General features: G+C 63.6%; 21 protein-coding genes. 8 read left to right on the top strand and 13 right to left on the bottom strand.

Going from position 1 to position 21876, the window contains the following annotated elements:
- Window positions 1–37 precede the first annotated feature (37 nt).
- From AC07VY_RS06740 to AC07VY_RS06730, 3 genes are all read right to left on the bottom strand, one after another.
- Entirely contained in the window at window positions 38–436 is a 399-nt protein-coding gene (locus AC07VY_RS06740; protein ID WP_495076142.1) for a hypothetical protein, read from the bottom strand.
- Window positions 433–3348: a tetratricopeptide repeat protein gene (locus tag AC07VY_RS06735; protein ID WP_495096773.1), complete on the bottom strand. Its 2916-nt coding sequence runs from the start codon at window positions 3346–3348 to the stop codon at window positions 433–435. Before AC07VY_RS06735 ends, AC07VY_RS06740 begins: the two co-directional genes overlap by 4 nt.
- Before the next feature lie 104 nt (window positions 3349–3452).
- Window positions 3453–4364 (bottom strand): LysR family transcriptional regulator, encoded by a 912-nt coding sequence (locus tag AC07VY_RS06730; protein WP_495111294.1) that lies wholly within the window; start codon window positions 4362–4364, stop codon window positions 3453–3455.
- 120 nt (window positions 4365–4484) lie between these two features.
- Between AC07VY_RS06730 and AC07VY_RS06725 the strand changes: the two genes are divergently transcribed.
- Entirely contained in the window at window positions 4485–5405 is a 921-nt protein-coding gene (locus AC07VY_RS06725; protein WP_495096775.1) for a DMT family transporter, read from the top strand.
- Here the strand turns inward: AC07VY_RS06725 and AC07VY_RS06720 are convergent.
- From AC07VY_RS06720 to AC07VY_RS06705, 4 genes are all read right to left on the bottom strand, one after another.
- Entirely contained in the window at window positions 5402–6277 is an 876-nt protein-coding gene (locus AC07VY_RS06720) for a pirin family protein (protein ID WP_495096776.1), read from the bottom strand. The genes AC07VY_RS06725 and AC07VY_RS06720 overlap by 4 nt on opposite strands.
- 82 nt (window positions 6278–6359) lie before the next feature.
- A complete protein-coding gene (locus AC07VY_RS06715; RefSeq protein WP_495076147.1) occupies window positions 6360–6914 on the bottom strand; it encodes a flavodoxin family protein in 555 nt (184 codons plus the stop codon).
- Between the two features lie 58 nt (window positions 6915–6972).
- Window positions 6973–7383, bottom strand: coding sequence for a DoxX family protein (locus AC07VY_RS06710; RefSeq protein ID WP_495076148.1), 411 nt, complete (start codon window positions 7381–7383; stop codon window positions 6973–6975).
- A 32-nt stretch (window positions 7384–7415) separates the two neighbouring features.
- Window positions 7416–8117 (bottom strand): pirin family protein, encoded by a 702-nt coding sequence (locus AC07VY_RS06705; RefSeq protein ID WP_495096777.1) that lies wholly within the window; start codon window positions 8115–8117, stop codon window positions 7416–7418.
- A 127-nt stretch (window positions 8118–8244) separates the two neighbouring features.
- On the opposite strand from AC07VY_RS06705, the gene AC07VY_RS06700 reads away from it, so the two are divergent.
- From AC07VY_RS06700 to AC07VY_RS06680, 5 genes are all read left to right on the top strand, one after another.
- Entirely contained in the window at window positions 8245–9186 is a 942-nt protein-coding gene (locus AC07VY_RS06700) for a LysR family transcriptional regulator (RefSeq protein WP_495076150.1), read from the top strand.
- A 99-nt stretch (window positions 9187–9285) separates the two neighbouring features.
- Complete coding sequence (locus AC07VY_RS06695) at window positions 9286–10356, top strand: NAD(P)/FAD-dependent oxidoreductase (RefSeq protein WP_495096778.1); 1071 nt, start codon at window positions 9286–9288, stop codon at window positions 10354–10356.
- Window positions 10357–10364: 8 nt separating this feature from the next.
- Window positions 10365–11321, top strand: a complete 957-nt coding sequence (gene gluQRS / locus AC07VY_RS06690) for a tRNA glutamyl-Q(34) synthetase GluQRS (protein WP_495096779.1) — start codon at window positions 10365–10367, stop codon at window positions 11319–11321.
- The gene (trmB, locus tag AC07VY_RS06685) at window positions 11318–12040 is read left to right on the top strand and encodes a tRNA (guanosine(46)-N7)-methyltransferase TrmB (protein WP_495096780.1); all 723 of its coding nucleotides are present in this window, start codon (window positions 11318–11320) and stop codon (window positions 12038–12040) included. The genes gluQRS and trmB overlap by 4 nt, the downstream gene beginning before the upstream one ends.
- Window positions 12037–12924, top strand: a complete 888-nt coding sequence (locus tag AC07VY_RS06680; protein ID WP_495096781.1) for a pseudouridine synthase — start codon at window positions 12037–12039, stop codon at window positions 12922–12924. The genes trmB and AC07VY_RS06680 overlap by 4 nt, the downstream gene beginning before the upstream one ends.
- Here AC07VY_RS06680 and AC07VY_RS06675 read toward each other — a convergent pair.
- The 3 genes from AC07VY_RS06675 to AC07VY_RS06665 form a co-directional block, all read right to left on the bottom strand.
- Entirely contained in the window at window positions 12914–13195 is a 282-nt protein-coding gene (locus tag AC07VY_RS06675) for a hypothetical protein (protein ID WP_495096782.1), read from the bottom strand. The genes AC07VY_RS06680 and AC07VY_RS06675 overlap by 11 nt on opposite strands.
- A gap of 11 nt (window positions 13196–13206) precedes the next feature.
- Window positions 13207–13917, bottom strand: a complete 711-nt coding sequence (locus AC07VY_RS06670; RefSeq protein WP_495096783.1) for a response regulator — start codon at window positions 13915–13917, stop codon at window positions 13207–13209.
- A 151-nt stretch (window positions 13918–14068) separates the two neighbouring features.
- Window positions 14069–14407, bottom strand: coding sequence for a hypothetical protein (locus AC07VY_RS06665; RefSeq protein WP_495096784.1), 339 nt, complete (start codon window positions 14405–14407; stop codon window positions 14069–14071).
- Window positions 14408–14613: 206 nt separating this feature from the next.
- On the opposite strand from AC07VY_RS06665, the gene AC07VY_RS06660 reads away from it, so the two are divergent.
- Window positions 14614–17166: an ATP-binding protein gene (locus tag AC07VY_RS06660; protein WP_495096785.1), complete on the top strand. Its 2553-nt coding sequence runs from the start codon at window positions 14614–14616 to the stop codon at window positions 17164–17166.
- A gap of 244 nt (window positions 17167–17410) precedes the next feature.
- Window positions 17411–18925: a methyl-accepting chemotaxis protein gene (locus tag AC07VY_RS06655; protein ID WP_495096786.1), complete on the top strand. Its 1515-nt coding sequence runs from the start codon at window positions 17411–17413 to the stop codon at window positions 18923–18925.
- A gap of 58 nt (window positions 18926–18983) precedes the next feature.
- Here the strand turns inward: AC07VY_RS06655 and AC07VY_RS06650 are convergent, their stop codons facing one another.
- The 3 genes from AC07VY_RS06650 to AC07VY_RS06640 form a co-directional block, all read right to left on the bottom strand.
- Window positions 18984–19847 (bottom strand): dienelactone hydrolase family protein, encoded by an 864-nt coding sequence (locus AC07VY_RS06650; protein ID WP_495096787.1) that lies wholly within the window; start codon window positions 19845–19847, stop codon window positions 18984–18986.
- 71 nt (window positions 19848–19918) lie between these two features.
- Entirely contained in the window at window positions 19919–20551 is a 633-nt protein-coding gene (locus AC07VY_RS06645) for a class I SAM-dependent methyltransferase (protein ID WP_495096788.1), read from the bottom strand.
- Between the two features lie 75 nt (window positions 20552–20626).
- On the bottom strand, window positions 20627–21862 hold the full coding sequence (locus AC07VY_RS06640; RefSeq protein WP_495096789.1) for a sensor domain-containing diguanylate cyclase: 1236 nt from the start codon (window positions 21860–21862) through the stop codon (window positions 20627–20629).
- Window positions 21863–21876 lie beyond the last annotated feature (14 nt).

Below are 21876 nucleotides of genomic sequence, written 5' to 3'. Positions count from 1 at the left end.
ACCTGCGCTTCAAGCTATCAATGCGATAGCAAAACACTCACGACACCGAGTTGCCCGAGCCGGCAATCTGCACCGTTTTGTTGTCGTTGCCCGTGACCGTGGCGGTCTGCGTAATGCCCAGGGCCTGTGCCTGCTGGCGGCCTTGCTCCAGCCACTGCTGCAGGAATGCCGCCAAAGCCGGGTCGGCTTGCACCGCCGCCTTGAGCTGCTTGCGCAGATCGGCCTGGTTGTCGGCATCTTCGGGTTGCTTGGCCAGGTCTTGCAACGGCTTTTCGGCCGGCGTACCACCGAGGCGCTGCTTGAACTTGTCCAGCAAAGCACCCATGGCCGACTTGCCCAGTTCCTCTGCGCCTTTGTCCACAGCCTTGGCCAGCAAGGGTGACAGCAGCGCCACGGTGCTGCTGACCAGGGCGGAAAGGGTTACGGGGTCGATCATGGCGGTGCTTCCTCATCGGTTTGGGCAAAAAAAGGCTGCAGCGGGGTCAGCAGCGCCTGGTCGGGCTCCTGGTCTGCGGCCTGGCATAGCGCAAAGTAGTCGCTCAACAATGGCTGCATCAGCTCCACATAGGCCTCGGTCCGCTGCAGAAAATGCGGCAACAGGGCCTGCACCGCCGCCTGGGCGACTGCCAGGGCGCCACCGGCGTCCTCGCCCTCTTCCCTGTGGATGCACACGGCCAGCAGATACAGCGACCGGGCCAGGTCGGGGCCATACAAATCGGGCAGCTGCGCCGCCAGGGGGCGGTACAGATCCACGGACTGCTGCGCCGCCTGCCGGGCCGCACCAAACTGTTCCTGCGTGGCATTGGCACGGGAAAGGATGAAAAGCGCTCTGGCCCAGTCCGCAGAAAACACGCCAGGCCGCGCCACCTCCAGCCCTTGGTGCAACACGGTCGCCTGCTGCGCTGTTTCCACGGCGGCGTCAACCAAGCCATTGGCCAGCTGCATCCCCGCCAGATTGCTCAGCGCCTTGCCCAGCTCAGGGGCATACACATCCGGTGCGTGCAGGGCCAGACTGCGATACAGGTCGGCGGACTCCTGCGCCGACTGCAGGGCGGCGGCAGGCTCGCCGGACTCCACTTGAGATTTGGTCAGATTCAGCAAGGCCATGGCCAGGTCGGGCTGGAACACCTCGGGCCGCTGCAATGCCAGCTGGTGGTAGGCCTCCACCGCTTGCTGCGCCGACTGCAGAGCATCTGCATGCTGGCCCAATGCGCTGTGGATGTAAGACAGATTCGTTTGCGACCGTGCGAGCAGCGACAAAAACACCTCGGGCCGCTGCCGGGCCAGTTGCCGGTGCAAATCCAGGGCCTCCTGGGCCACGGGCAAAGCCATTTGAAACTGGCCCAGCTCGACCTGCGATTTGGTCAGATTGAACAACGAAAACGCCAGCTCCGAGGTAAATAGGTCGGGCCGCTGTGCGGCCAGCGCACGGTACAGCTCCACCGCCTCCAGAGCACTCTGCAAAGCCGCCTGCGACTGGCCCTGCTGGCTGTGGATATAGGCCAGGTTGTTCAGCGACCTGGCCAGATTCGGGGCGTACACATCCGGCTGCTGCGCCACCAGGCCGCGGTACAAAATAATGGATTGATTCACTGTGTGCAGAGCCGCCCCCAGCTGCCCCATCTCGATCTGCGCCTTGGCCAGGTTCAGCTGGGCCACGGCCCAGTCTGGCGTAAAGGCCTCGGGTTGCTGTGCCACCAGGCCGGCGTACAGAGCCACGGCCTGCAACCCCGCCCGCACAGCGGCCTTCGCCTGCGCCAGATTGCTGTGCATGAACGCCAGGTTGTTCAGGGCCCGGCCCAGGTCGGCGGTGAATAGGTCTGGCTGCTGCTCCGCCAGGCTGCGGTACAGCGCCTCGGCCTGTTGCGCGGCCAGCAAAGCGGCTTCGGGCTGCCCCACCTGTGACTGTGCGAGAGACAGGCTCAGCAAGGCCGCCGCCTGCAGTCCAGGGTTCGCAGTGGGGTCGTCCGCACATTGGGTCTGCAGGCATTGCGCCACCCGCAGGCTGACATCGCCCAGCACCACGCTCCCCATGGGCAGGCTGAACAGTAGCTGCAATAGCGCAGGCACATCCTGCTGGGCCGCATCCACCATGGCATTCAGCCATTGCAGCGGCAGCGGTGACTCGGCGGCAAAGTCCTGTGCGCAGCGGACTGCGGCCTCGGCCACCTTATGGCCCAGGGTGGCATAGCAGCGCCGCACGGCGTCCGGGTCATCGCGTAGTACCTGCAGCACCAGGGCCTCGCCAATCAGGTCGGGGGTAACGGGGGCTATACCGCCAGGCTGCGGCAGGGCTTGCTCCAGCAGCTTGGCCACGGCGGGTGGTGCGCCCTCCCAGCCGGAGACGGCCTTCTCCGCCACCGCGAAGGCAATGAACGCCTTGTGCTCCAGCCCCTGGGCCAGCGTGGCGCAGGCGGCCAGGTGCAGCACCCAAGCCGGGTCCAGGTGCCGCGCCTGGGCCAGTTTTTGCAGACGCTGTATCTCCCAGCCAGCCACCGCCATCGCCAGGTCGGTGCGCCCCAGGGACAAGGCCTGGGCATGGCCCAGCCTGGCCATGTGCATGGCGGCCATCATCAGAAACAACGGGTCTCCGCCCCAGGGCGCGGCCATCAACTGGGCCTGCAGCACGGGCCCGTCCAGCGGCAACCAGATGGCCTGCTGGTCCAGCATATTGCGCAGCAGCGCCAGCCGGTCCTGCTGCTCCACCAGGCGGTGGATTTCCACTGGTACAGGCGGGTCCAGCAGGGCCTGGCGGGCGTACTGGCGCGCATCACCGCCAAACACGGTTTGCCACCAGCCACCCTGAGGGTCCGCATGGCGTTCCAGCAGCAGCAGGCGCAGCGGATGCGAAGGACGAGACGAAGACTGGCTGTGGTCGGCCAGCTCGGACAACCAGAGCTTCAGGGTTTCGGCCTTGGCGGCGGCGTAGTCGATCACCACCAGGGTGGGTTTTTGCCAACGCCAGGCGCTGAGGTTTTGCTGGGCCACAAAGCGATCCAGCTCGGCGCCGGTGATGAAGCCGGTGTTCCAGCCCTCTTGCGCCAGGCTGTCACACAGGTCCAGCGCCAGCCGGGTCTTGCCGCTGCCGCCGCTGCCCACCATGACCCGCACGCTGATAGGTCTGGCGTCTTGCAAAAAGCTGCGCAGGCTGGCCATTTCCGCATCGCGGCCCAGCAGGGGCGTGGAGCGTGCGTAGGGGGTGAGCCGGTTCAGGGGGGTGTCCAGCCTGCGTTGCGCCTCGAACCGCGTCAGCACTAGATGCGCGCGGCCCAGCTGCACGATGTTGTTGTCACCTTCGATTTGGACAACGGTATTGCCGTCGCCAAAGATGCTTGCGGTGTGGCCCATGGCGCGGATTATGGAGCCGGGCGCCGGTTTGGGATAGCGGATTTCCCGCAGCCTATGCTATAAAAATATGAGCTGCCTGCGCAGGTAATTTCTGCGTTGCAGGCCTATTTCTTATAAATTTCGGCAGGCCAGGCGATGGCAGTGACCGCGCGCACATGCTCGCGCAACCAGCAGTGCACCGGGTCGCCGTGCATGCGCGGGTGCCAGTTGAGGGCAATGTCCACGCCCTGGGTCTGCACCGGCAGCGCAAAAATGAAAAACTGGCCGGCCCCGGCGTTCCACAGCGCAAAGGGCTCCGGCATCACGGCTATGCAGTCCGAGGCCTGCACCATGGCCAACGCCGTCTGAAAACCCGGCACCACCGCCACCACCTGGCGTTGCGCTCCCACGGCCTGCAGAGCCTCGTCGATGGAGCCGTGGGCGCGCCCGCGCCGCGACGGCGTCACATGCGGCCAGCGGGTGAAGGCTGCCACATCCACTTCGACCAGCTGCTGCAACGCATGCCCGGCCCGCACCACGCCGACAAAGCCGACCCGCATCAGCAGCTGGCTTTTGATTTCCGGCGCGGGCGCATGCAGCACGCCCAGGTCCAGATCGATCTCGCCGCTGCGCAGCTGCTCCATATGCGTATCGGTGCGGGGCACGAAGCGCAGGCGCACACCGGGCGCCTCGGCGAGGGTGCGCGCCAGCAGCCGGGGTGCCCAGGCGCCGATGAAGCCGTCGTTGGCGCGCAGCGTCAGCGTGCGTTCCAGGCGGCTGAAGTCCACCACCGGCGGAGCCAGAATGCCGCGCACATCTTCCATCGCGGCCTGTACCCGTTCCCGCAGGTCCAATGCCCTGGCCGTGGGTACCAGGCGGCGGCCGGCCAGCACAAACAGCGGGTCGCCAAGGGCATGGCGCAAATGCGCCAGGCGCCGGCTCATGGCAGGCGCGCTGAGGTGCAGCTTCTTGGCCGCGCCGGCCACACTGCCTTCGCTGAGCAAGGCGTCCAGATCGATCAGATGGTTCAGGTCCATGGTGCGGTGATTCTCCCGCATGCATGCACAGCTTGCATGGATATAGATCGAATGTTGCACTTTATTGATGCATCGAAACACTGAAAAATAGACCCAACTTGATACCCACAAGGTAACCGTATGTCTACATCCTCTTCCGCTCCCGCCTCTTTCAGCAGCTTCCAGGGCGCCGCACTTGCGCCGCTGGCGGCCGTGTTGCTGTGGACCGGCAACACCATCGTCACCAAGGCAGCGGCTGCGGTGATTGCGCCGGCATCCATCGCCCTGTACCGCTGGTTGCTGGCATTTTTGATACTGACACCGTTTCTCGGGCGCGCCGCCTGGCAGCACCGCGCCGCCATCCTGCAGCACCTGCCCAAGCTGGCTGTACTGGGCGGCCTGGGCATGGCCACCTACCAAAGCCTGGCCTACGAAGCCGCCAGAACCACCACCGCGGTGAATATGGGCGCCATCGTGGCCTGCATGCCACTGCTGTCGGCGCTGTTGGCAAGCGCCATGGCGGGGGAAGATCTTTCCGCCCGCAAGCTGGTGGGCATAACCGTTTCCCTGCTGGGCCTGCTGGTGCTGACCACGCACGGCGCGCCGTGGGCCTTGCTACAGGGCTCGGTGCAGGTGGGCGATGTGTGGATGCTGCTGGCCGTATCGTCAAATGCGTTGTACGGCGTGCTGCTGAAACGCTGGAACCTGCCGCTTTCGACCTGGCAGCAGCTGTATGCGCAGATTGCCATGGGCATCTTATGCCTGCTGCCGTTCTGGCTGGGCAGCAGCATATCGCCCATCACCGCAGCAAATGCGCCGCTGGTGCTGTACGCAGCCATTCCGGCCTCCATAGGCGCACCGTTTTTCTGGATGACTGGCATCAAGTTCTGGGGTGCGGCCCGCGCCACTCTGACCATGAACCTGCTGCCGGTGCTGGTGGCGTTGGCGGCTTGGGCGCTGCTGGGTGAAGAGCTGCACACCTACCACGCCGTGGGAGGCCTGGTGGCGTTGGCGGGTGTGGCCTGGGGGCTGAGCAAGCCCAAGAGCCTGTCTACGATTTAAGGACGACGCGGCGGCAGAGGGATGAATTCCGTATCGCCCGGCACCTGGCCCATGCGCTGCGCTTCCCAGTCGTCCTGGGCCTGCAAAATGCGCTCCTTGCGGCTGGAGACAAAGTTCCAGCTGATGAAGCGGTGGCCGTCCAGCGCATCACCGCCTAGCACTACCAGGCGCGCGGCTGCCGTGCTGCGGATGGTGGTAGTCACGCCGGGGGCCAGCAGCGCCAAGGTGTGTGATGGCAGCACGGTGCCATCCACCTCCAGCTCGGCATCCACGCAGTACAGCGCCAGTTCCTGCTCCAGCGGCGGCAATTCAAAACTACCGCCAGCGGACAACGCAATATCCAGGTACAGGGTGGAGGCGAATGTGGGCACGGGCGAACGCAGACCCCAGGCCTGGCCCACCAGCACACGTATATCGGCGTCGCCCAGCGTAAGTTCGGGAATATCGACCGCCGCCGTGTGGCTGAAGCTGGGCTCCACCTCTTCAAACGCCTGGGGCAAGGCGGCCCACAGCTGCAGGCCGTGGTTGACGTAGGTGGACTCGGCCAGGGCCGGCGGCGGGCGCTCGGAATGTACGATGCCACGCCCGGCGGTCATCCAGTTGATGGCGCCCGGCTCGATCTGCTGGACCACGCCCAGGCTGTCGCGGTGCAGCATCGCGCCTTCGAATAAGTAGGTCACCGTGGCTAGGCCAATGTGCGGATGCGGACGCACCGCATGGCCGCCACCAGGCGGAATGGTGACCGGACCGAAATGGTCAAAAAACAGGAATGGACCGACCGACTGGCGCTGCGCCGATGGCAGCAAGCGGCGCACCATGAAGCCACCGCCCAAATCCTTGGTGTAGCCTGTTAATTGATGTTCGATGCTCATGGGTCGGCTCCTGATGTTCTGGTGAACAAGTGAAAACGCCAGGCCGAATGGCCTGGCGTTCGAGTTTTACCAAGCCTGCAGTTTATGCCTTGAACTTGGCGGTGATGTCAGCTACGCGCTTGCCGTAGTTCTTGGCGGTGTCCAGGTCGCCCTGCGACATTTCTGCGGGGCTGGAATCCGAGGGCGACTGCACCAGCACGCCCACCGAACCACCAATGTTATTCAGGTCATTGCGGGTAGCGGCCTTGGTGTTGCTGGGCATTTGGCCCAGGCTGACCCAGATGCCACCTTGTTGCGATGCCAGGGTTTGCAGATAGATCAGGGTGACTTGCTTGTCACCGCTGAAGCTGGCGCTGTTGGTGAAGCCGCCAAACACTTTGTCTTTCCAGGCGCTGGTGAACCAGGCTTTGCTGGAGGCATCGGCAAACTTCTTGAACTGCCAGCTCGGGCCACCCATGTAGGTGGGCGTGCCGAAGATGATGGCGTCTGCTGCGCCGATCATGGCCCAGCCCGCTTCGGACACATTGCCCTCAGCATCGATAGCGATCAGCTCGGCATTCGCGCCTTCGGCCACAGCCTGGGCAACGCGTTGGGTGTGGCCATAGCCAGAGTGGTAGACAACAACAGTCTTAGTCATACAAGTTTCTTTCTTGAAAAGTTAAACACAGGGCACACGAGAAATACTGTAACGGAGCTCAATTACCGCTGCGGGCATCCAGGCTCCAAGCGCCAGGACCCCAGGCGGCCAGGGTCAGCAGGCCCCCCACCACGGCGATGTTCTTGATGAACAGCAGCTGGGTCACCATCGCGGCTTCGGCCGGCACGGCCCAAAACGCGTGGAAGAAGAAGCTGGCCACCAGGGTGAAAACCGACAAGGCCAGTGCCGCCCAGCGGGTACCCAGGCCAAAGACCAAGGCCAAGCCACCACCCACTTCAAACAGGATGGCGAACAGCGCGCTCAACGTAGGAAACGGCATGTTCACCGAGCTGATATAGCCCACAGTGCCCGCAAAGCCGGTGATCTTGCCAATGCCGGCCGGCAGAAACAGGACGGCCAGCAACAGACGGCCAATAAAGCTCAGAGGATTTTGCAAAGTTTTGAACATGGTGTTTTCTTTCAATAAACAGATTTAAAAATTCAGGCAGCCAGGTCAAAAACCAGTACTTCGGCCTGCTTGCCATGGGTGAGCGTCAACAAGGATTCGCTCTCGATCAGTGCCGCGTCGCCGGTGACCAGCGGCTTGCCGTTGACCTCCAGCGCACCGCGCACCAAATGCACATAACTCTTGCGCGCCGGGTCCAGCGCCAGGGTCGCAGATTCATCGCCATCGAACAAGCCCGCATACACCGCCGCATCGGCATGGATGGTCACAGAGCTGTTGGCGCCGTCAGGCGATGCCACGAGGCGCAAAACGCCGCGCTTTTCGCAGTCCGCAAAGGTCTTTTGCTCGTAGCTGGGCTGGATGCCGGTCACGTTGGGGGTGATCCATATCTGCAGGAAAAGCGTGCACGCATCCGGCGCATGGTTGAACTCGCTGTGCTGCACGCCACGGCCCGCACTCATGCGCTGCACGTCGCCGGGCGGAATGCCTTTGACGTTGCCCATGGTGTCCCGGTGGGCCAGCTCGCCCTGCAGCACATAGCTGATGATTTCCATATCACGGTGACCATGGGTGCCAAAGCCCGAACCCGGCGTGATGGTGTCTTCGTTGATGACGCGCAAATTGCCCCAGCCCATGTGTTCCGGGTCGTAATAGCCGGCAAACGAGAAGCTGTGGTGGGACTTCAACCAGCCATGGTCTGCATGGCCACGGTCTTGTGATTTGCGAATCGTGAGCACTTTCATCTCCTGATAGTGGGATTCGGCTGTCGAATCCATGGACTGAACTTTAGGCCCGAGCACCCTTCTGGCCGTCCACATCGTTTGATGGCATCATTCGAAAAATTTCAATGAAAAATAACGAACCATGCAAAACGCACGCGATGTACTGACGCCCGAAGCCTTGTCCATGCTGGTCACCATCCAGGCCCAGGGCAGCTTCGCGGCGGCGGCGCGCAGCCTGGGCATGGTGCCCAGCGCTCTGACCTACCGGGTACGGCAGATCGAAGACGCGCTAGACGTACTGCTGTTCGACCGCAGCTCGCGCCAGGCCAAGCTCACCGTCGCCGGGGCCGAGCTGTTGCGCGAAGGCCAGCGCCTGCTGGAGGATATTTCGGCGGTGGCCAACCGCGTCAAACGCGTGGCCACCGGCTGGGAGCCGCAGCTGACCATTGCGGTGGACAGCGTAATCTCGCGCAGCACCGTGCTGGAGCTGTGTGAAGCCTTCTTTGCCCTGAACCCACCCACCCGGCTGAAGATCCGCGAAGAAGTGCTGTACGGCACGCTGGAAGCTCTGGTCTCAGGCATTGCAGACCTGTCCATCGGCGTGGCGATGGAAACCAACACCAACTCCAACATCCTGGGCGAACGCCTGGGGGAAATGCGCTTCATCTACGCCGTAGCGCCGCACCACCCACTGGCCAACGCGCCCGAGCCCCTCAGCGACGTGCTGATACAGCAGCACCGCGCCGTGGCCGTGGCCGACTCCGCCCAGCGCGGCAACGCCCTCACCTTTGGCCTGCTGGGCGGGCAGGACGTATTCACCGTACCCAGCATGCGTGCCAAGCTGGATGCCCATTTACGCGGCTTGGGCGGTGGCTTTCTACCCGAAAGCCTGGCCCGCCCGTACCTGGAAACCGGGCGTCTGGTGAGCCGTGAGGTGGAACGCGCCAGCCGCGTCATCCACATCAGCTATGCCTGGCGTGCCGACACCGGTGGCACCCAAGGACGCGCCCTGCAATGGTGGCTGCAGCAGCTGAAAAGTCCGGCCACGCGCAAGGCCCTGCTGGACCGCCAGGCCAGCAATTGAGCAGTTCCACAGACCGCCTGCGCAACAGTTGTACAGTGGGGTTGGTTGACTGCGAATGCGTGCGTACGTTCTAACATCCACTCCAAGAAGAAAGCCAACATGATTAAGACCAGCTCTCCCTTTATTCCGCGCCAGATCGCCGTTGTGGGTGCAGGCATAGCCGGTATCACTTGCGCCAGAACCCTGATGCAGGCTGGCCACAACGTCACCCTGTTTGATAAAAGCCGTGGCGTGGGCGGGCGCATGTCCACCCGCAGCAGCAGCTTCGGCACCTTCGACCACGGCACCCAGTATTTCACCGTGCGCGACCCACGTTTTGCCCTGGCGCTGGAGACCGCCAAAGGCATTTGCCGCCCCTGGAGCGCCAGCTCGGTACGGGTGCTGGACACCTTTGGCCGCGTCGCTGCTGCCGCCCTTCCATCGCGTGACCCGCATTGGGTTCCCACACCGGGCATGAATGCCCTGGCCAAGCACTGGGCCAAGCCTTTGCTGGACGACCAGCGCCTGGAGTTGGAAACCCAGGTCACCCGCATCGAACGTGATCCGTTGAACAAAAAGCAATGGCAGCTGCGCACCACCGGCATGCCAGGATCGCCCGAAGCCCAGCACGTGTTCTCCGGCTTCGATGCGGTCGTGCTGGCCATGCCACACCCACAAACTGAAGATCTGCTGCAAAAATCTGCCCAGGCCGCACGCCTGGTGCGCGACATACGCCGCGTGCAGGTCGCACCCTGCTGGACTCTGATGTTGGCTTTCCCCCAAGCCGTACAGCCCACCATGGCGCACCTGGGCCCGCAGTGGAATGCCGCCCGTAGCAACCACCACCGTATTGCCTGGCTGGCACGCGAGTCCAGCAAACCCGGACGTGGCGGCGTGGAGCGCTGGACAGTGCAGGCCAGCGCTGCGTGGTCGCTTGAACACCTGGAAGACGACAGCGCCCGCGTGCAGGCCAAGCTGCTGAAAGCCTTCACCGAGGTCACTGGCATCCGCGCCGAGCCCAACTTCTCCGCGGTACACCGCTGGCGTTATGCGCAAACCGTGCAACCCCTGGGCCAAAGCCATCTGTGGGATGACAAGTCCGACATTGGTGCCTGCGGCGACTGGTGCATTGGCCACCGGGTGGAGGACGCGTTCATCTCCGGCCTGGAAATGGCGCTCGCTATTGCTTAACCAGTCGCTTGACGGATAGCTTGCCGACCTACACCGGGCGCTTCGCGCCCTCGCCTACCGGCCTGTTGCACGCGGGCTCGCTGGTGGCCGCACTGGCCAGTTGGCTGGACGCCAGGGCACATGGCGGTACCTGGCTGGTGCGCATAGAAGACGTGGACACGCCGCGCTGCATCCCCGGCGCCAGCGCGCTGATACTGCAGCAGCTGGCTGCCTGCGGCCTGGTGCCAGACGCCCCACCAGTCACCCAATCCACACGCGGCGCGCTGTACCAGCAGGCTTTGGACGCGCTGGTGCACAGCGGCTGGGCCTACCCCTGCGCCTGTTCCCGCAAGGACATAGAAGCGGCCTGCGCCGCACACGGCCAGCCGCGCCAGCGCCATGCCGAGCTGGTCTACCCCGGCACCTGCCGCACAGGCCTGCAGGGCCGGCCCGCCCGGGCCTGGCGTATGCGTACCGATGCATTTAAAGAAAAGAACCCTCTAGCGCAGGAAATACCTGCGCTAGCCGCTACGAATACCATAGCAAACACCAGCCTAGCCTGGCACGATAGGCGCTTGGGTCTACAGGAGCAAAACCTGGCCACCGAGGTAGGCGACTTCGTCTTGCGCCGTGCCGACGGGCTGTGGGCCTACCAGTTGGCCGTGGTGGTGGACGACGCCGCCCAAGGCATTAGCCATGTGGTGCGCGGCCAGGACTTGGCCGACAACACGCCGCGCCAGATCCATCTGCAACAGGCCCTGGGCCTGCCCACGCCGCAGTACCTGCACACAAAGCTCGTGTGCGGCCCAAATGGCGAAAAGTTGTCCAAGCAAAACGGCGCCCAGCCGCTGGACCTGACCGCACCGCTGGCCGCCTTGCAGGCAGCAGCCCAGGTACTGGGCCTGCCGGCCGTAGGCAGCGGCTGTGCCGATGCACTGGCGGCCTGGGTGGAGGGCTGGCGCGCTCTCTACAATCCCACCCTGTGAACGACGCAACAAACCCTATCCCCCCCGCAGACGCAGGCCGCCCGGCCGTGCCCCATCCCAAGACCATCAAGAGTTTTGTGCTCCGCGCCGGTCGCACGACCACCGGGCAGACCAAGGCCTTCGAAACCCTGGGCCCGCAATTCCTGCTGCCCTACCGCGCCGCACCACTGGACCTGGACGCCACCTTTGGCCGCAGTGCCCCGCACATCCTGGAAATCGGCTTTGGCATGGGCGAAGCCACGGCCCACATCGCCGGCGTGCTGCCAGAGAAGGACTTTCTGTGCTGCGAAGTGCACCAGCCCGGCGTAGGCGCGCTACTGAAACGCATTGGCGAACAATCCATACCGAATATCCGCATCGTCTCGCACGACGCCGTGGACGTCATCGACCACATGCTGCCACTGGCCAGCCTGGACGGCATCCACGTATTCTTCCCCGACCCTTGGCACAAGAAGAAGCACAACAAGCGCCGCCTGCTGCAGGCGCCGCTGGTGGCCAAGCTGGCCGCACGCCTGAAGCCCGGCGGCTATCTGCACTGCGCCACCGACTGGCAAAACTACGCCGAGCAAATGCTGGAAGTACTGGGAGCCGAGCCGCTGCTGCGCAACACGGCCGCCGACTACGCCCCCAAACCCGACTACCGACCGCTCACCAAGTTCGAGAACCGCGGCATCAAGCTGGGCCATGGCGTGTGGGACCTGGTGTTCCAACGGGTTTGATACCTGCCCACCTCCCCACCCGGGACGGCGTAGGCCCCAGCTGCGTGGGGCTGCCCGGCGGAGACTGGCTCCGCACTATCGATTTCCTGGCGGATAGATTCCCCACGGTACAGCCCGAAGTGTGGCTGCAGCGCATGCAAGACGGCCTGGTGCTGGACGAACAGGCCCAGCCGGTGTTGCCCGACGCAGCCTACCGCCCGTATACCCGTCTGTACTACTACCGCCACCTGGCGGAAGAGCCCCGCATTCCTTTTGAGTACACGTTGCTGTTCCAGGACGCGCATCTGGTTGCCGTAGACAAACCACATTTTTTGCCCACGGTACCGGGTGGACGCTATGTGCAGGAAACCGTGCTGGTGCGCCTCAAGCAGGCGCTAGGCCTGGACAGCCTGGCACCTCTGCACCGGCTGGACCGGGAAACCGCCGGCGTCACCCTGTTTTGCATCCACCCGGCTGAGCGCGATGCCTACCACGCGCTATTCCGGCAGCACCAGGTGCATAAAACCTACGAGGCCGTCGCCCCCTGGCGCGCAGAACTGCCTGCCGTGCGGCGTAGCCGTATCGTGCAAGGTGAACCCTTTTTTCGCTACTGCGAAGTGCCCGGCGAAGCCAATGCGGAAACCCACATTGCCCTGCTGGAGGCCACGGGCGAATGGGCCCGCTACCAGCTCAGCCCTACGACCGGGCGCACCCATCAGTTGCGCATCCATATGGCGGCCTTGGGCGTTCCCATTCGCAATGACCACTGGTACCCTGAGCTGGTTCCGGTGGCCGACGGCGATTTCAGCACGCCGCTGCAGTTGCTGGCGCGCTGCATTGCCTTCACCGACCCCATTACCGGGCAGGCGCGGCAATTCAGCAGCAGCCGAGAACTTAAAGTTTAGGCGCCCAGACAACCGGTGTGCCTGCGGGCTCGTTGGGCAGCAACACCGTGCTGGCCATGGGCACGGCAGCATCGGCCGCACCGGGCGCGGAATGGGCCGCCGTTGCAGGCAGGCTCTCATCGACATAGGCAACACCCGAGTCAGGGGTCAACAAAATGCCCACAGCCACCAACGCAACGGAAAACAGCAGCCAGACGAGCAACGACCACCAGGGGCCGTTCTTTGCACGGATACGGGGCATGGGTTTGGGACGAACCGTTGTGGTGCGCATGTTCACTCCTGTCAACCAATATGCTGCAAGGAAACCATGCCGTCCTGCCGGGCATCCGATTCATGGCAAAAAGCCAATGCATCGCCCCGGGCCTGCGCGGCCAATTTGCCGTATACCGTCTTCACGTGGCACAAAAGGGTTTGCGACGGGCAACCGGCCAATTCACTGATCTGCTCCAGCGACATCCCACGTGCAACCCAACGCAGAATATCTGCCTCGCGCTCAGACAGCGGGTGGATGGAGTCCGCCAGAGACATGGACCAGGCAGACACGCTGCTCACCCCTGCGCGCAGACGAAACCGACCAAGCACACGCCGTGCCATACCTGGGCTGATTGCCGCACCGCCGCCACACAAAGTATGGATACAGCTACCCAGATCATCTTCTGCGGCATCCTTGAAGAAATAGCCACTGGCACCGGCTTCGATACAGGCCAACACCTGCTCATCGTTGCCGAATTGGGTGAGTACCAGTACCTCGGTGGCGGGGTGGTGCCACGCCATATGGCGGATAACGTCCACCGCTGGCATATCGGTCAAGGCCAGGTCCAGCAACAAGACATCGGGCATGCTTTGCTCAACCACCACCGTTGCGGCAGTGCCGGTGGATACAGCAGCGGCCAGGCTCAGCGCCTGGTCCTGCTCGATAGCGGCCGCGAACTTGAGCAATACCTCAGGGTTGCTTTCGGCAATCAAAACACTGATCGGTTTTTTGGCAAACATAAATAGACTCCCTAAGCCCGAGATCGATGGAAACGTAAACCGCCAACGTTGTTCAAATGGGCTGAATGGCCGTGTTGTGGCCGTAGATGCAAGCCGTTTACAAGGCCTGTGATGCGATCCATCTTAGGTAGGCTGAGCATGCTTCGCATCCCTAATATTGACGAAAAACAGCTGCCGTAACACCCTCGTGCACAGGGGCCTTCCGCGCTGCGCCGCCGGTGCCTGCATCCTGTGGCAGACTCGCCGTTTGTGCGGATGCGGCGGTGCTCCAGCCCATGGCTACCAACGCAGTGCGCATGCCGGCAGGCTCGGCCAGATGTGGCAACCAGCGCGCCGCCGCAGTGGCAAACAGCACGCAGACCAGAATCCACACCAGGCCAGGACGGTCAAAGTAATGGGGGGCGGGATGTGGATCGGCTTGAAACTGTGAAGAATCACCGAAAGTTTCTGGAAATCCACTGTCACGAGTTGTAAATGGTTCGGGGGTCATGCGTTTTGTCCTTGACAATCAGGCAACATGTCGCTGCCGTGACAGGGGTGGACTGTCCTCCGAACCGGTTTGTACGTCCTTGATCTGCCTGAAACCGATCTGAAAACTTCTGAAACCCGGCCCATCCGCGATTTCCCGGCGCCCCCGCCTCCGTGGCAGCAGGGTGCCATCCAGAGACCTATTTTTTGTATGCAGGTACTTAGTTGTTGAATAGCTACCGTTTTGGCCGCTTCGAGGTCCGGCCATCCCAGCGCATGGTTCTTGTAGACGGCACGGCCACCAACCCGGGAGCGCGTGCCTTTGACGTGTTAATGGCCCTGGTAGAGCACCGCGACCGGGTCGTCACCAAGGACGAACTGCTGGACATGGCCTGGCCCGGGCTGGTGGTAGAAGAAAACAATCTGCAAGCCCAGGTTTCCACGCTGCGCAAGCTGTTGGGCCCACAGGCCATCGTCACCATTCCGGGGCGCGGCTACCGCTTTGCCCTGGAGGCCAGCGGTGCGCCCAGCACGCCGATACCCCCTGCACCGCCGCCCATGAGCAATAGCGCCGCCGAAGCGCCTGCGGTCACCCACCTCCCCTCGGTGCTGACACCGCTGATCGGTCGCGCCTCCGACGTGTCGAATCTGGGCAGTTTGCTGACCCAGCACCGCCTGCTGACCATCGTGGGCGCGGGCGGCATAGGCAAGTCGCTGCTGGCGCAGTGGCTGCTGCACGAGCGGCGCAGTGCCCACCAGCATGGCGTGGCCTGGGTTGATCTGGCGCCGCAAACCGCACCCGAATTCGTCGCCAGCACCGTTGCCGGCGCGCTGGGGCTGCAGTCGGGCCACGGTGACCCGCTCAAAGGCTTGATGGAGGCGGTACGCCCGCTGTCCATGCTGATTGCCATCGACAACGCCGAGCATTTGCTGGATGAAGTCGCCCGCATACTGCAGGCCCTGCACCAGGCAGCGCCCCAGCTCAAGGTGCTGGTCACCAGCCAGGCACCGCTCAAGCTGGCCGATGAATGGGTTTACCGGCTGGATGCGCTTGCCCTGCCCGACCGCCTGACTGCTCTGGAAGAGGCCCGCGAATACGGCGCCGTGGCCCTGTTTGCGCAGCGCGCACAGGCGGCGGACCGGCGTTTCACTCTGGGCCCCGAAAACCTGGACACGGTGGTGGAGATATGCCGGCGCCTGGACGGCTTGCCGCTGGCTATCGAGCTGGCAGCGGCCCGCGTGCCCCTGCTGGGCCTGGCGCCCCTGGCCAACTCCCTGAACCAGCGCCTGCGCCTACTCAATGGCGGCAGCCGGCGTGCTCCGGCGCGGCAAAAAACCCTGCGCGCGGCGCTGGAATGGAGCTACAGCCTGCTCGATGGTGTGGAGCAAACCGTGTTCCGCCGGCTAGGCGTCTTCGTTGGTGGTTTTTCGCTGGAAATGGCCAAACAGGTGGTGGCCGACGACAACCTGGACGAATGGTCTGTCGTGGACGTGCTGGGCGCGCTGGTGGACCGCTCTCTGGTAATTGCAGAGCGCACCAACCACGACGAACAGGTGCCGCGCTACCACCTGCTGGACACGCCGCGCAGCTTTGCTCTGGAGCAGCTGGGCGCCGCCAGCGAAGAGCCTGCCTTGCGTCAACGCCATGCCCTGGCCATGCGCCATCTGTTCGAGCAGGCCGACATTGACTTCTTCAGCGGCAAGCAGCGCATAGACGACTGGTATGCCGCGCTGGCACCCGACCTGGGCAATGGCCGCGAGGCGCTGAATTGGGCCATCCACAACGACCCGCAAAGCGCCGTGGCCATCGCCCCGGGCCTAGCCGAGGCGCTCAGCAGCGACCGCCGCCGGGAACGCCGCTACGTCTGGGAAGCCACTGCACCCCTGGTCACCGACAAGCTGCCCACCGGCCTGCAGGCCCGCTGGTCCAGCCGTGCAGCCTATTTCTGGGCCTACCGGCAACCCGCCCTGGGTTGCCGCCTGGCGCGCCGCGCCTGTACTTTGTACCGCGCCCAACCCGGCGAAAAGCGCAACCTGTACCACGCGCTGGCCGCACTGGTCTATGCACTCACCTACGGCCCGGAGCAGCGCCAGGAACAGCGCGAAGTGCTGTCAGAGATGTGGGCCATTGAAGACCCCACCTGGCCGCCCATCGTGCGCAGCTACGGCCTGTTTGCTTCACTAACCTGCAATTTCGTTTCCGGTGCGTTTGACCAGGCCATCGAGCAGTTGCTGCAAAAAGCCACACTGGACGCACTGGCCGGCTATTCCGAGGCACTGCTGCGCGGCGAGGACATCATCGCCTACATGGAGCTGGCCGCCGGCCGCGTGGATGCCTCCATCACCCGCTACCTGGCGCTGCAACAGCGCCTGGCCAACACCCGGCACATGGCCACCCTGTTGCTGGTGCAGTTGCACCTCACTGGGGCCTGGCTGGCCAAGGGCGATACGGCCCAGGCCCGCGCGCTAGCGCAGGCCTGCTGGCCACAAGTGCTGCACTTTGATGCCCAGGTGTATGCCGCCGACAACCTGGCTCTGCTGGCGGCACTGGAAAACCGCCCACAGACCGCCGTCTGTCTGCTGGGCTATGCCGACAAGGTGCATGCCGCACACGGCAAGTCACGCGAAGTGAACGAAGCCCGCTGCGCCGAATGCGCCGAACACATGGCCCGCCAGCTACTGGACGCCACCCAGTTCGACCGGCTCAAAACCCTGGGCGCGGGCCTGCGCCACGAAGACGTGGAAGCACTGGCCTTCGGCCTGGACGATCAGACTCTTTGACGCGCAGACCCAAGACCGCCAGCCTGCTGCAACTAAAGCAAGAAAAAACCACTCTGACGCAGACGAAACCTGCACCAGCAGCTACGCTTTTGATAGTAAATCAGCTTGCGGGACATCTGCTGGCCCCGTAACATCGTGTTGACAGTTTTGTGTAAGCCCATGCCCCTAAAACGGCACTAGCGTCTGGTCCGGCTCTGCCGGGGCCAAACAAGCACGACAACAACTATCTACGAGACAAAAAACCATGCTTTTCCAAGCCGTTCTTTCCCCGGGTGTACAGCTGATGCGTCGCCTGCCATTGCTGGGCAAGGTATTGCTGCTGGCCGCGGTGCTACTGGCCCTGCCGGTCGGCGTTACGCTGAATGCATTCCTGGGTTCGGCCTCCAGCGCCATGCCCTGGCTGTGCGCGTCCGGACTGCTGGTATCGGCCTATGCACTGCTATGTTTTCACCACAGCTTGGCGCAAGACCTGCAGCAGGTACAGCAGGCCATGGCCCAGTTGGTCAAGGGTGACTTGCGCCTGAAGCTGCAAGTACGTGGCAGCGACGAACTGGCCGCGCTGGCCAACGCCACGCAGCAAATTGGCTCTACGGTATCGGCCATGGTCGCCAATGTGCGCAGCAACGCGGCTTTCGTCGCCTATGCGGGCAAAAGCCTGGCCAGCGGCAACCGCGACCTGTCCGACCGCACCGAGCAGCAGGCGGCCAACCTGGAGCAAACCGCTGCCAGCGTGGAGCAACTCTCCAGCACCGTGCAGACCACCGCACACACGGCCAGCGAGGCCAATACCCAGGCCGCCAGCGTGCGCGACGCGGCCGACCAGGGCAGCAGCACCATGGCCGATGCCATCGCTTCGGTAGAGGCCATACAAGGCAGCGCCCAGCGCATGGACGAGATCGTGGGTGTGATTGACGGCCTGGCCTTCCAGACGAATATCCTGGCCCTGAACGCCGCCGTGGAAGCCGCCCGCGCGGGTGAATCCGGCCGGGGTTTTGCCGTGGTGGCCAGCGAGGTGCGTTCACTGGCCCAGCGTTCGGCCGGCGCAGCCAAGGAGATCCGCCTGCTCATCGGCACCTCCAGCAGCCAGGTGGCCACCAGCGTGCAAAAAATCCGCAGTGCGGGCAGCACACTGAACAAGGTGGTGTCCGGCATCCGCGACGTAGCCAGCAATATGGCGCACATCTCTGTTTCCAGCGCCGAACAAAGCACCGGCCTGAGCGAGATCACCAGCGCCGTGCGCCAGCTGGACGAAATCACCCAGCAAAACGCGCACATGGTGGAGCACGCCGTCACCCAGGCGTCCACACTGGAAAGTCGCGCCTCCACCCTGGTGGAAGCCGTGGCACTGTTCAAGCTGCAGCAGGGCTCGGCCGAAGAAGCCATGGCCCTGGTCGAGCGGGCCGTGGCGCACCGGCACCGCAGTGGTTCTACCGATGGATTTCTGCGCGACCTGACCCAACCTGCCCAGGGTTTCCATGACCGGGACATGTACGTCTTCGCACTGGACCGCAGCGGCAACTACCGCGCCTTTGGCGGCAACCCTGCCAAGGTCGGCACGCGGGTCCAGGACATTGCTGGCATCGACGGCGCCGGCCTGCTGCACGCCATCTACGCCCAGGCAGAACGCGAGCCCGGCTGGGTGGAATACAACATCACCAACCCCAGTACCGGGCGGGTTCAAACCAAGATGTCCTTCGTCCAGCTGGTCGATGACTTGGCCGTGGGCTGCGGGGTCTACAAGAACCTGGTTGTTGCCTGACAAACCACCAACAGCCCCACAGGCCTCCAGCGCAGGTAGAACCTGCGCAACACGCTGCTTATTTGATAGCAACAGCACCCAGGGTCTGGCGTAGTTCTTCGCGTACGCTGGCATAGGCCTGTTCCCGAGCCGCGGGGTTGCGGCCCGCATGCACACCCTGGCCAGGGCGCACGCCATTGGGCACATTGCGCAGTAGGCGTACGCCGCCTGTGGGGTTGTCAAACTCGTGGTAACTGCCGGGGTACACATGCAGCTCGGCCCCCACCGCCTGCCCCAGCGCGATGCACGGCGCTGCAGGTGTCCAGTCGTCGCTCTCACCCAGCAGCAACATCAAGCGGGTGTTTGGCTGGTAGCCGGCCTTGTTGGCGGCGGCGCAGCCTGGGTAAAAGGCAATCGCAGCTGCAAAGGTGTTGGGCTGTGCCGCCACCTCGGGCTGGCGGCGGTCGGTGGCAGCCAACACGGCGCTGCCGCCATGCGACCAGCCCAGGGCCGCAATGGCCTTGGGTCGGGCCCAGGGCTGGGCCGCAACCCAGGCCAGCGCGCCCAGAACATCGCTGCGCCGCTGGGTCTGTGTGATGTCGCGCTGGGCCATTTTCTGCTTGCACAGCGAATCCTCACCGCGCGATGTCAGGCTGTCGGGGAACAGCACGGCATAGCCCTGGCCCAGCAGCATATCGGCCATGGCCTGGTGCCGGGCATTCAGCTTGCCGCCCTTTGCATACAGGCCGCCACAGCCGTGTACGGCCACCACCGCAGGGCGGGTCGCAGGCCCCGGCGTGTCGGGCAGAAACAGCCAGGCACGCAAACGGGTTCCGTCCAGGCTGTTGAAATGAACTTCCTGCCCCGGGGCAGCGCTGACGGTCTGGGTGGCCGCACACAGAGATACTAAAAACAAGCGCTTCAGCGCCGATGAAATATGCATAAGTAGCTACGAATTAAATAGCAATAAAAAGAAGAAATGATGAACGCATGCCGGCGTCGCCGGCGCAGGCCCTATTTGGTGGCCTCGAGGTTCAGGCTGATAGGTACCGGATGGCCTGCCACCGCAATTGAGCGAGCAGACCAGTCAGGCAGATTATGAAAGGCATCACTGCCCGGTTGCCAAGCTTGCACCGAAGAAAATCCGGCCTGCAGCAAAACCTTGCGCAAGGACTGCTGGTTAAACGCCGTGAAATGGAAGTTGAACGGATAGTCCTGGCCCCCAAACAACGGCGGCAAAATAACTTCCATGTCCTGGCCGCTGCGCTGGTACATCTCCAGAATGCGGTCGAAGTCCGGCACCGAAATGCACAAGCGCCCGCCGGGCACCAGCACCCTGCACCACTCCTTAAAAATCCCCACGGTACGGTCGCGCGGGAAATGCTCGGCGGCATGGGAGCAATACACAAAGTCCACGCTGCCATCCTTGAAACGCCGCAGCCGTGTCAGGGACTGCACAAAATGCACATGCGGTCGGTCAATGCCATCAATGTTCACAAAGCCTGGATGATCGACAGGCCCGCAGCCCAGATGCAAACGCAGTACCCCGTCTTGGGGCAATGGCTTGGGAAACGCCCAACGGTGCAGGCGGCCACGCAGCGCCGACGCGTGAAATTTCCCCGTTTCTAACCAAGAAGGTACGAGCATCGGCGCATCATAGTCACGCCCTTTGTGACCTGGCTAGCTTCTATCTGTAACAACCAGTAGGCAGTCTGCTTCGGCCTACCGTGTTGGAAATACCCGGTTCCGACCAGCGGCCTTGGCCTGGTACAGCAGGGCATCGGCCCGCAGGATCAAGGCGCTGCCATCTTCCTCCGGCCGGGCCTGCACAGCACCGAAACTGGCGGTCATGGAAATGGACTGTCCGTCAAAATGCACGGGCTCGGACTCCAGCAAGTGGCGCAGGCGCTCGGCGGTATGCAAGGCGGCGGTCTCGTCGGTCTCGGGCAGCACAATCAGGAACTCTTCGCCGCCCAGGCGCACCACCCAATCCACCTGGCTGCGCGACACGCCGCGCAAGCGGTCTGCCGTGGCGCACAGCACGGCATCACCGCAGGCGTGGCCGAACCGGTCGTTGATCTGCTTGAAGTGGTCCAGGTCCATGCAGATCACCGAAAACGGCCGCCCATAGCGCCTTGCGCGCTCCAGCTCGCCGTGCATCCGCTCTTCCAGATGGCGGCGGTTGAAACAACCGGTCAGTGCGTCGGTAATGGACAGCTGGTGGTTGGCCTCCGCCAGGTCTTGCAACTGCTGGGTGCGCTCGGCCACCATCTGGTCCAGGTTGGCGATATGCTCGCGCAAACCGTTTTGCAGCTTGGAAAACCCATGGGCCACCAAGTCGATTTCGTCGATACGCGCACGCTGCGGTCGGTCCAGCGCCAGCGGCTCGACCAGGGTCTCGGGCGTCAGCTCGCGGGCAAACTGTGCCAGATGCTGCAAGGGCCGCTGCAACTCGCGGCGCAGCATATATGAAATCAAAGCACAAATCAGCACGGTGAACAGGCCATAGCCGGCCAGCACACTCAAGGCCGTACGCCGTACCTCGTTCACCACGAACTGGGGATTAGCCCACAGCCGCAGTTCGCCTATCACTTTGCCGCCCTGCGGCGCCGGAATGGGTATGCGCAAGCTGCCTGGCTCCGGACGAAGCTGCGCGTTGCCGGCTTCGAATTGCTGGCCGGTACCCACCATCAACAGCACATAGCCGACCTCCGGGCGATCGGCGATCACATCCACCTGCTGCTGTACGGCCTGAGGCTCGATATCCCATAGGCTGACAGACAACAAAGGCGCGCTGGTCTTGGCGACCTCATCCACCAGCTGCTGAAACTGCGCCTTGTGCTGCTGCAGCATCAGCCCCACCTGCACCACAAACACCGCCAGCATGCAACACAAGGCCAGACCCAGCGTGTTGCGGATCAGATGCCCTGCGAGGGACCGGAACGGTAGGTTCGGCATGGATGCAGTGTGCA

Source organism: Rhodoferax sp. GW821-FHT02C08, assembly GCF_059421805.1.
This window is presented reverse-complemented; position numbering and strand designations above follow the sequence as displayed.

Coding starts and splice junctions, on each gene's coding strand:
- AC07VY_RS06665 (WP_495096784.1), bottom strand. CDS start 14,407: ATGACCCCCGAACCATTTACAACTCGTGACAGTGGATTTCCAGAAACT.
- AC07VY_RS06725 (WP_495096775.1), top strand. CDS start 4,485: ATGTCTACATCCTCTTCCGCTCCCGCCTCTTTCAGCAGCTTCCAGGGC.
- AC07VY_RS06650 (WP_495096787.1), bottom strand. CDS start 19,847: ATGCATATTTCATCGGCGCTGAAGCGCTTGTTTTTAGTATCTCTGTGT.
- AC07VY_RS06740 (WP_495076142.1), bottom strand. CDS start 436: ATGATCGACCCCGTAACCCTTTCCGCCCTGGTCAGCAGCACCGTGGCG.
- AC07VY_RS06695 (WP_495096778.1), top strand. CDS start 9,286: ATGATTAAGACCAGCTCTCCCTTTATTCCGCGCCAGATCGCCGTTGTG.
- AC07VY_RS06655 (WP_495096786.1), top strand. CDS start 17,411: ATGCTTTTCCAAGCCGTTCTTTCCCCGGGTGTACAGCTGATGCGTCGC.
- AC07VY_RS06700 (WP_495076150.1), top strand. CDS start 8,245: ATGCAAAACGCACGCGATGTACTGACGCCCGAAGCCTTGTCCATGCTG.
- AC07VY_RS06730 (WP_495111294.1), bottom strand. CDS start 4,364: ATGGACCTGAACCATCTGATCGATCTGGACGCCTTGCTCAGCGAAGGC.
- AC07VY_RS06645 (WP_495096788.1), bottom strand. CDS start 20,551: ATGCTCGTACCTTCTTGGTTAGAAACGGGGAAATTTCACGCGTCGGCG.
- AC07VY_RS06715 (WP_495076147.1), bottom strand. CDS start 6,914: ATGACTAAGACTGTTGTTGTCTACCACTCTGGCTATGGCCACACCCAA.
- AC07VY_RS06720 (WP_495096776.1), bottom strand. CDS start 6,277: ATGAGCATCGAACATCAATTAACAGGCTACACCAAGGATTTGGGCGGT.
- AC07VY_RS06675 (WP_495096782.1), bottom strand. CDS start 13,195: ATGCGCACCACAACGGTTCGTCCCAAACCCATGCCCCGTATCCGTGCA.
- AC07VY_RS06735 (WP_495096773.1), bottom strand. CDS start 3,348: ATGGGCCACACCGCAAGCATCTTTGGCGACGGCAATACCGTTGTCCAA.
- AC07VY_RS06670 (WP_495096783.1), bottom strand. CDS start 13,917: ATGTTTGCCAAAAAACCGATCAGTGTTTTGATTGCCGAAAGCAACCCT.
- AC07VY_RS06710 (WP_495076148.1), bottom strand. CDS start 7,383: ATGTTCAAAACTTTGCAAAATCCTCTGAGCTTTATTGGCCGTCTGTTG.
- AC07VY_RS06640 (WP_495096789.1), bottom strand. CDS start 21,862: ATGCCGAACCTACCGTTCCGGTCCCTCGCAGGGCATCTGATCCGCAAC.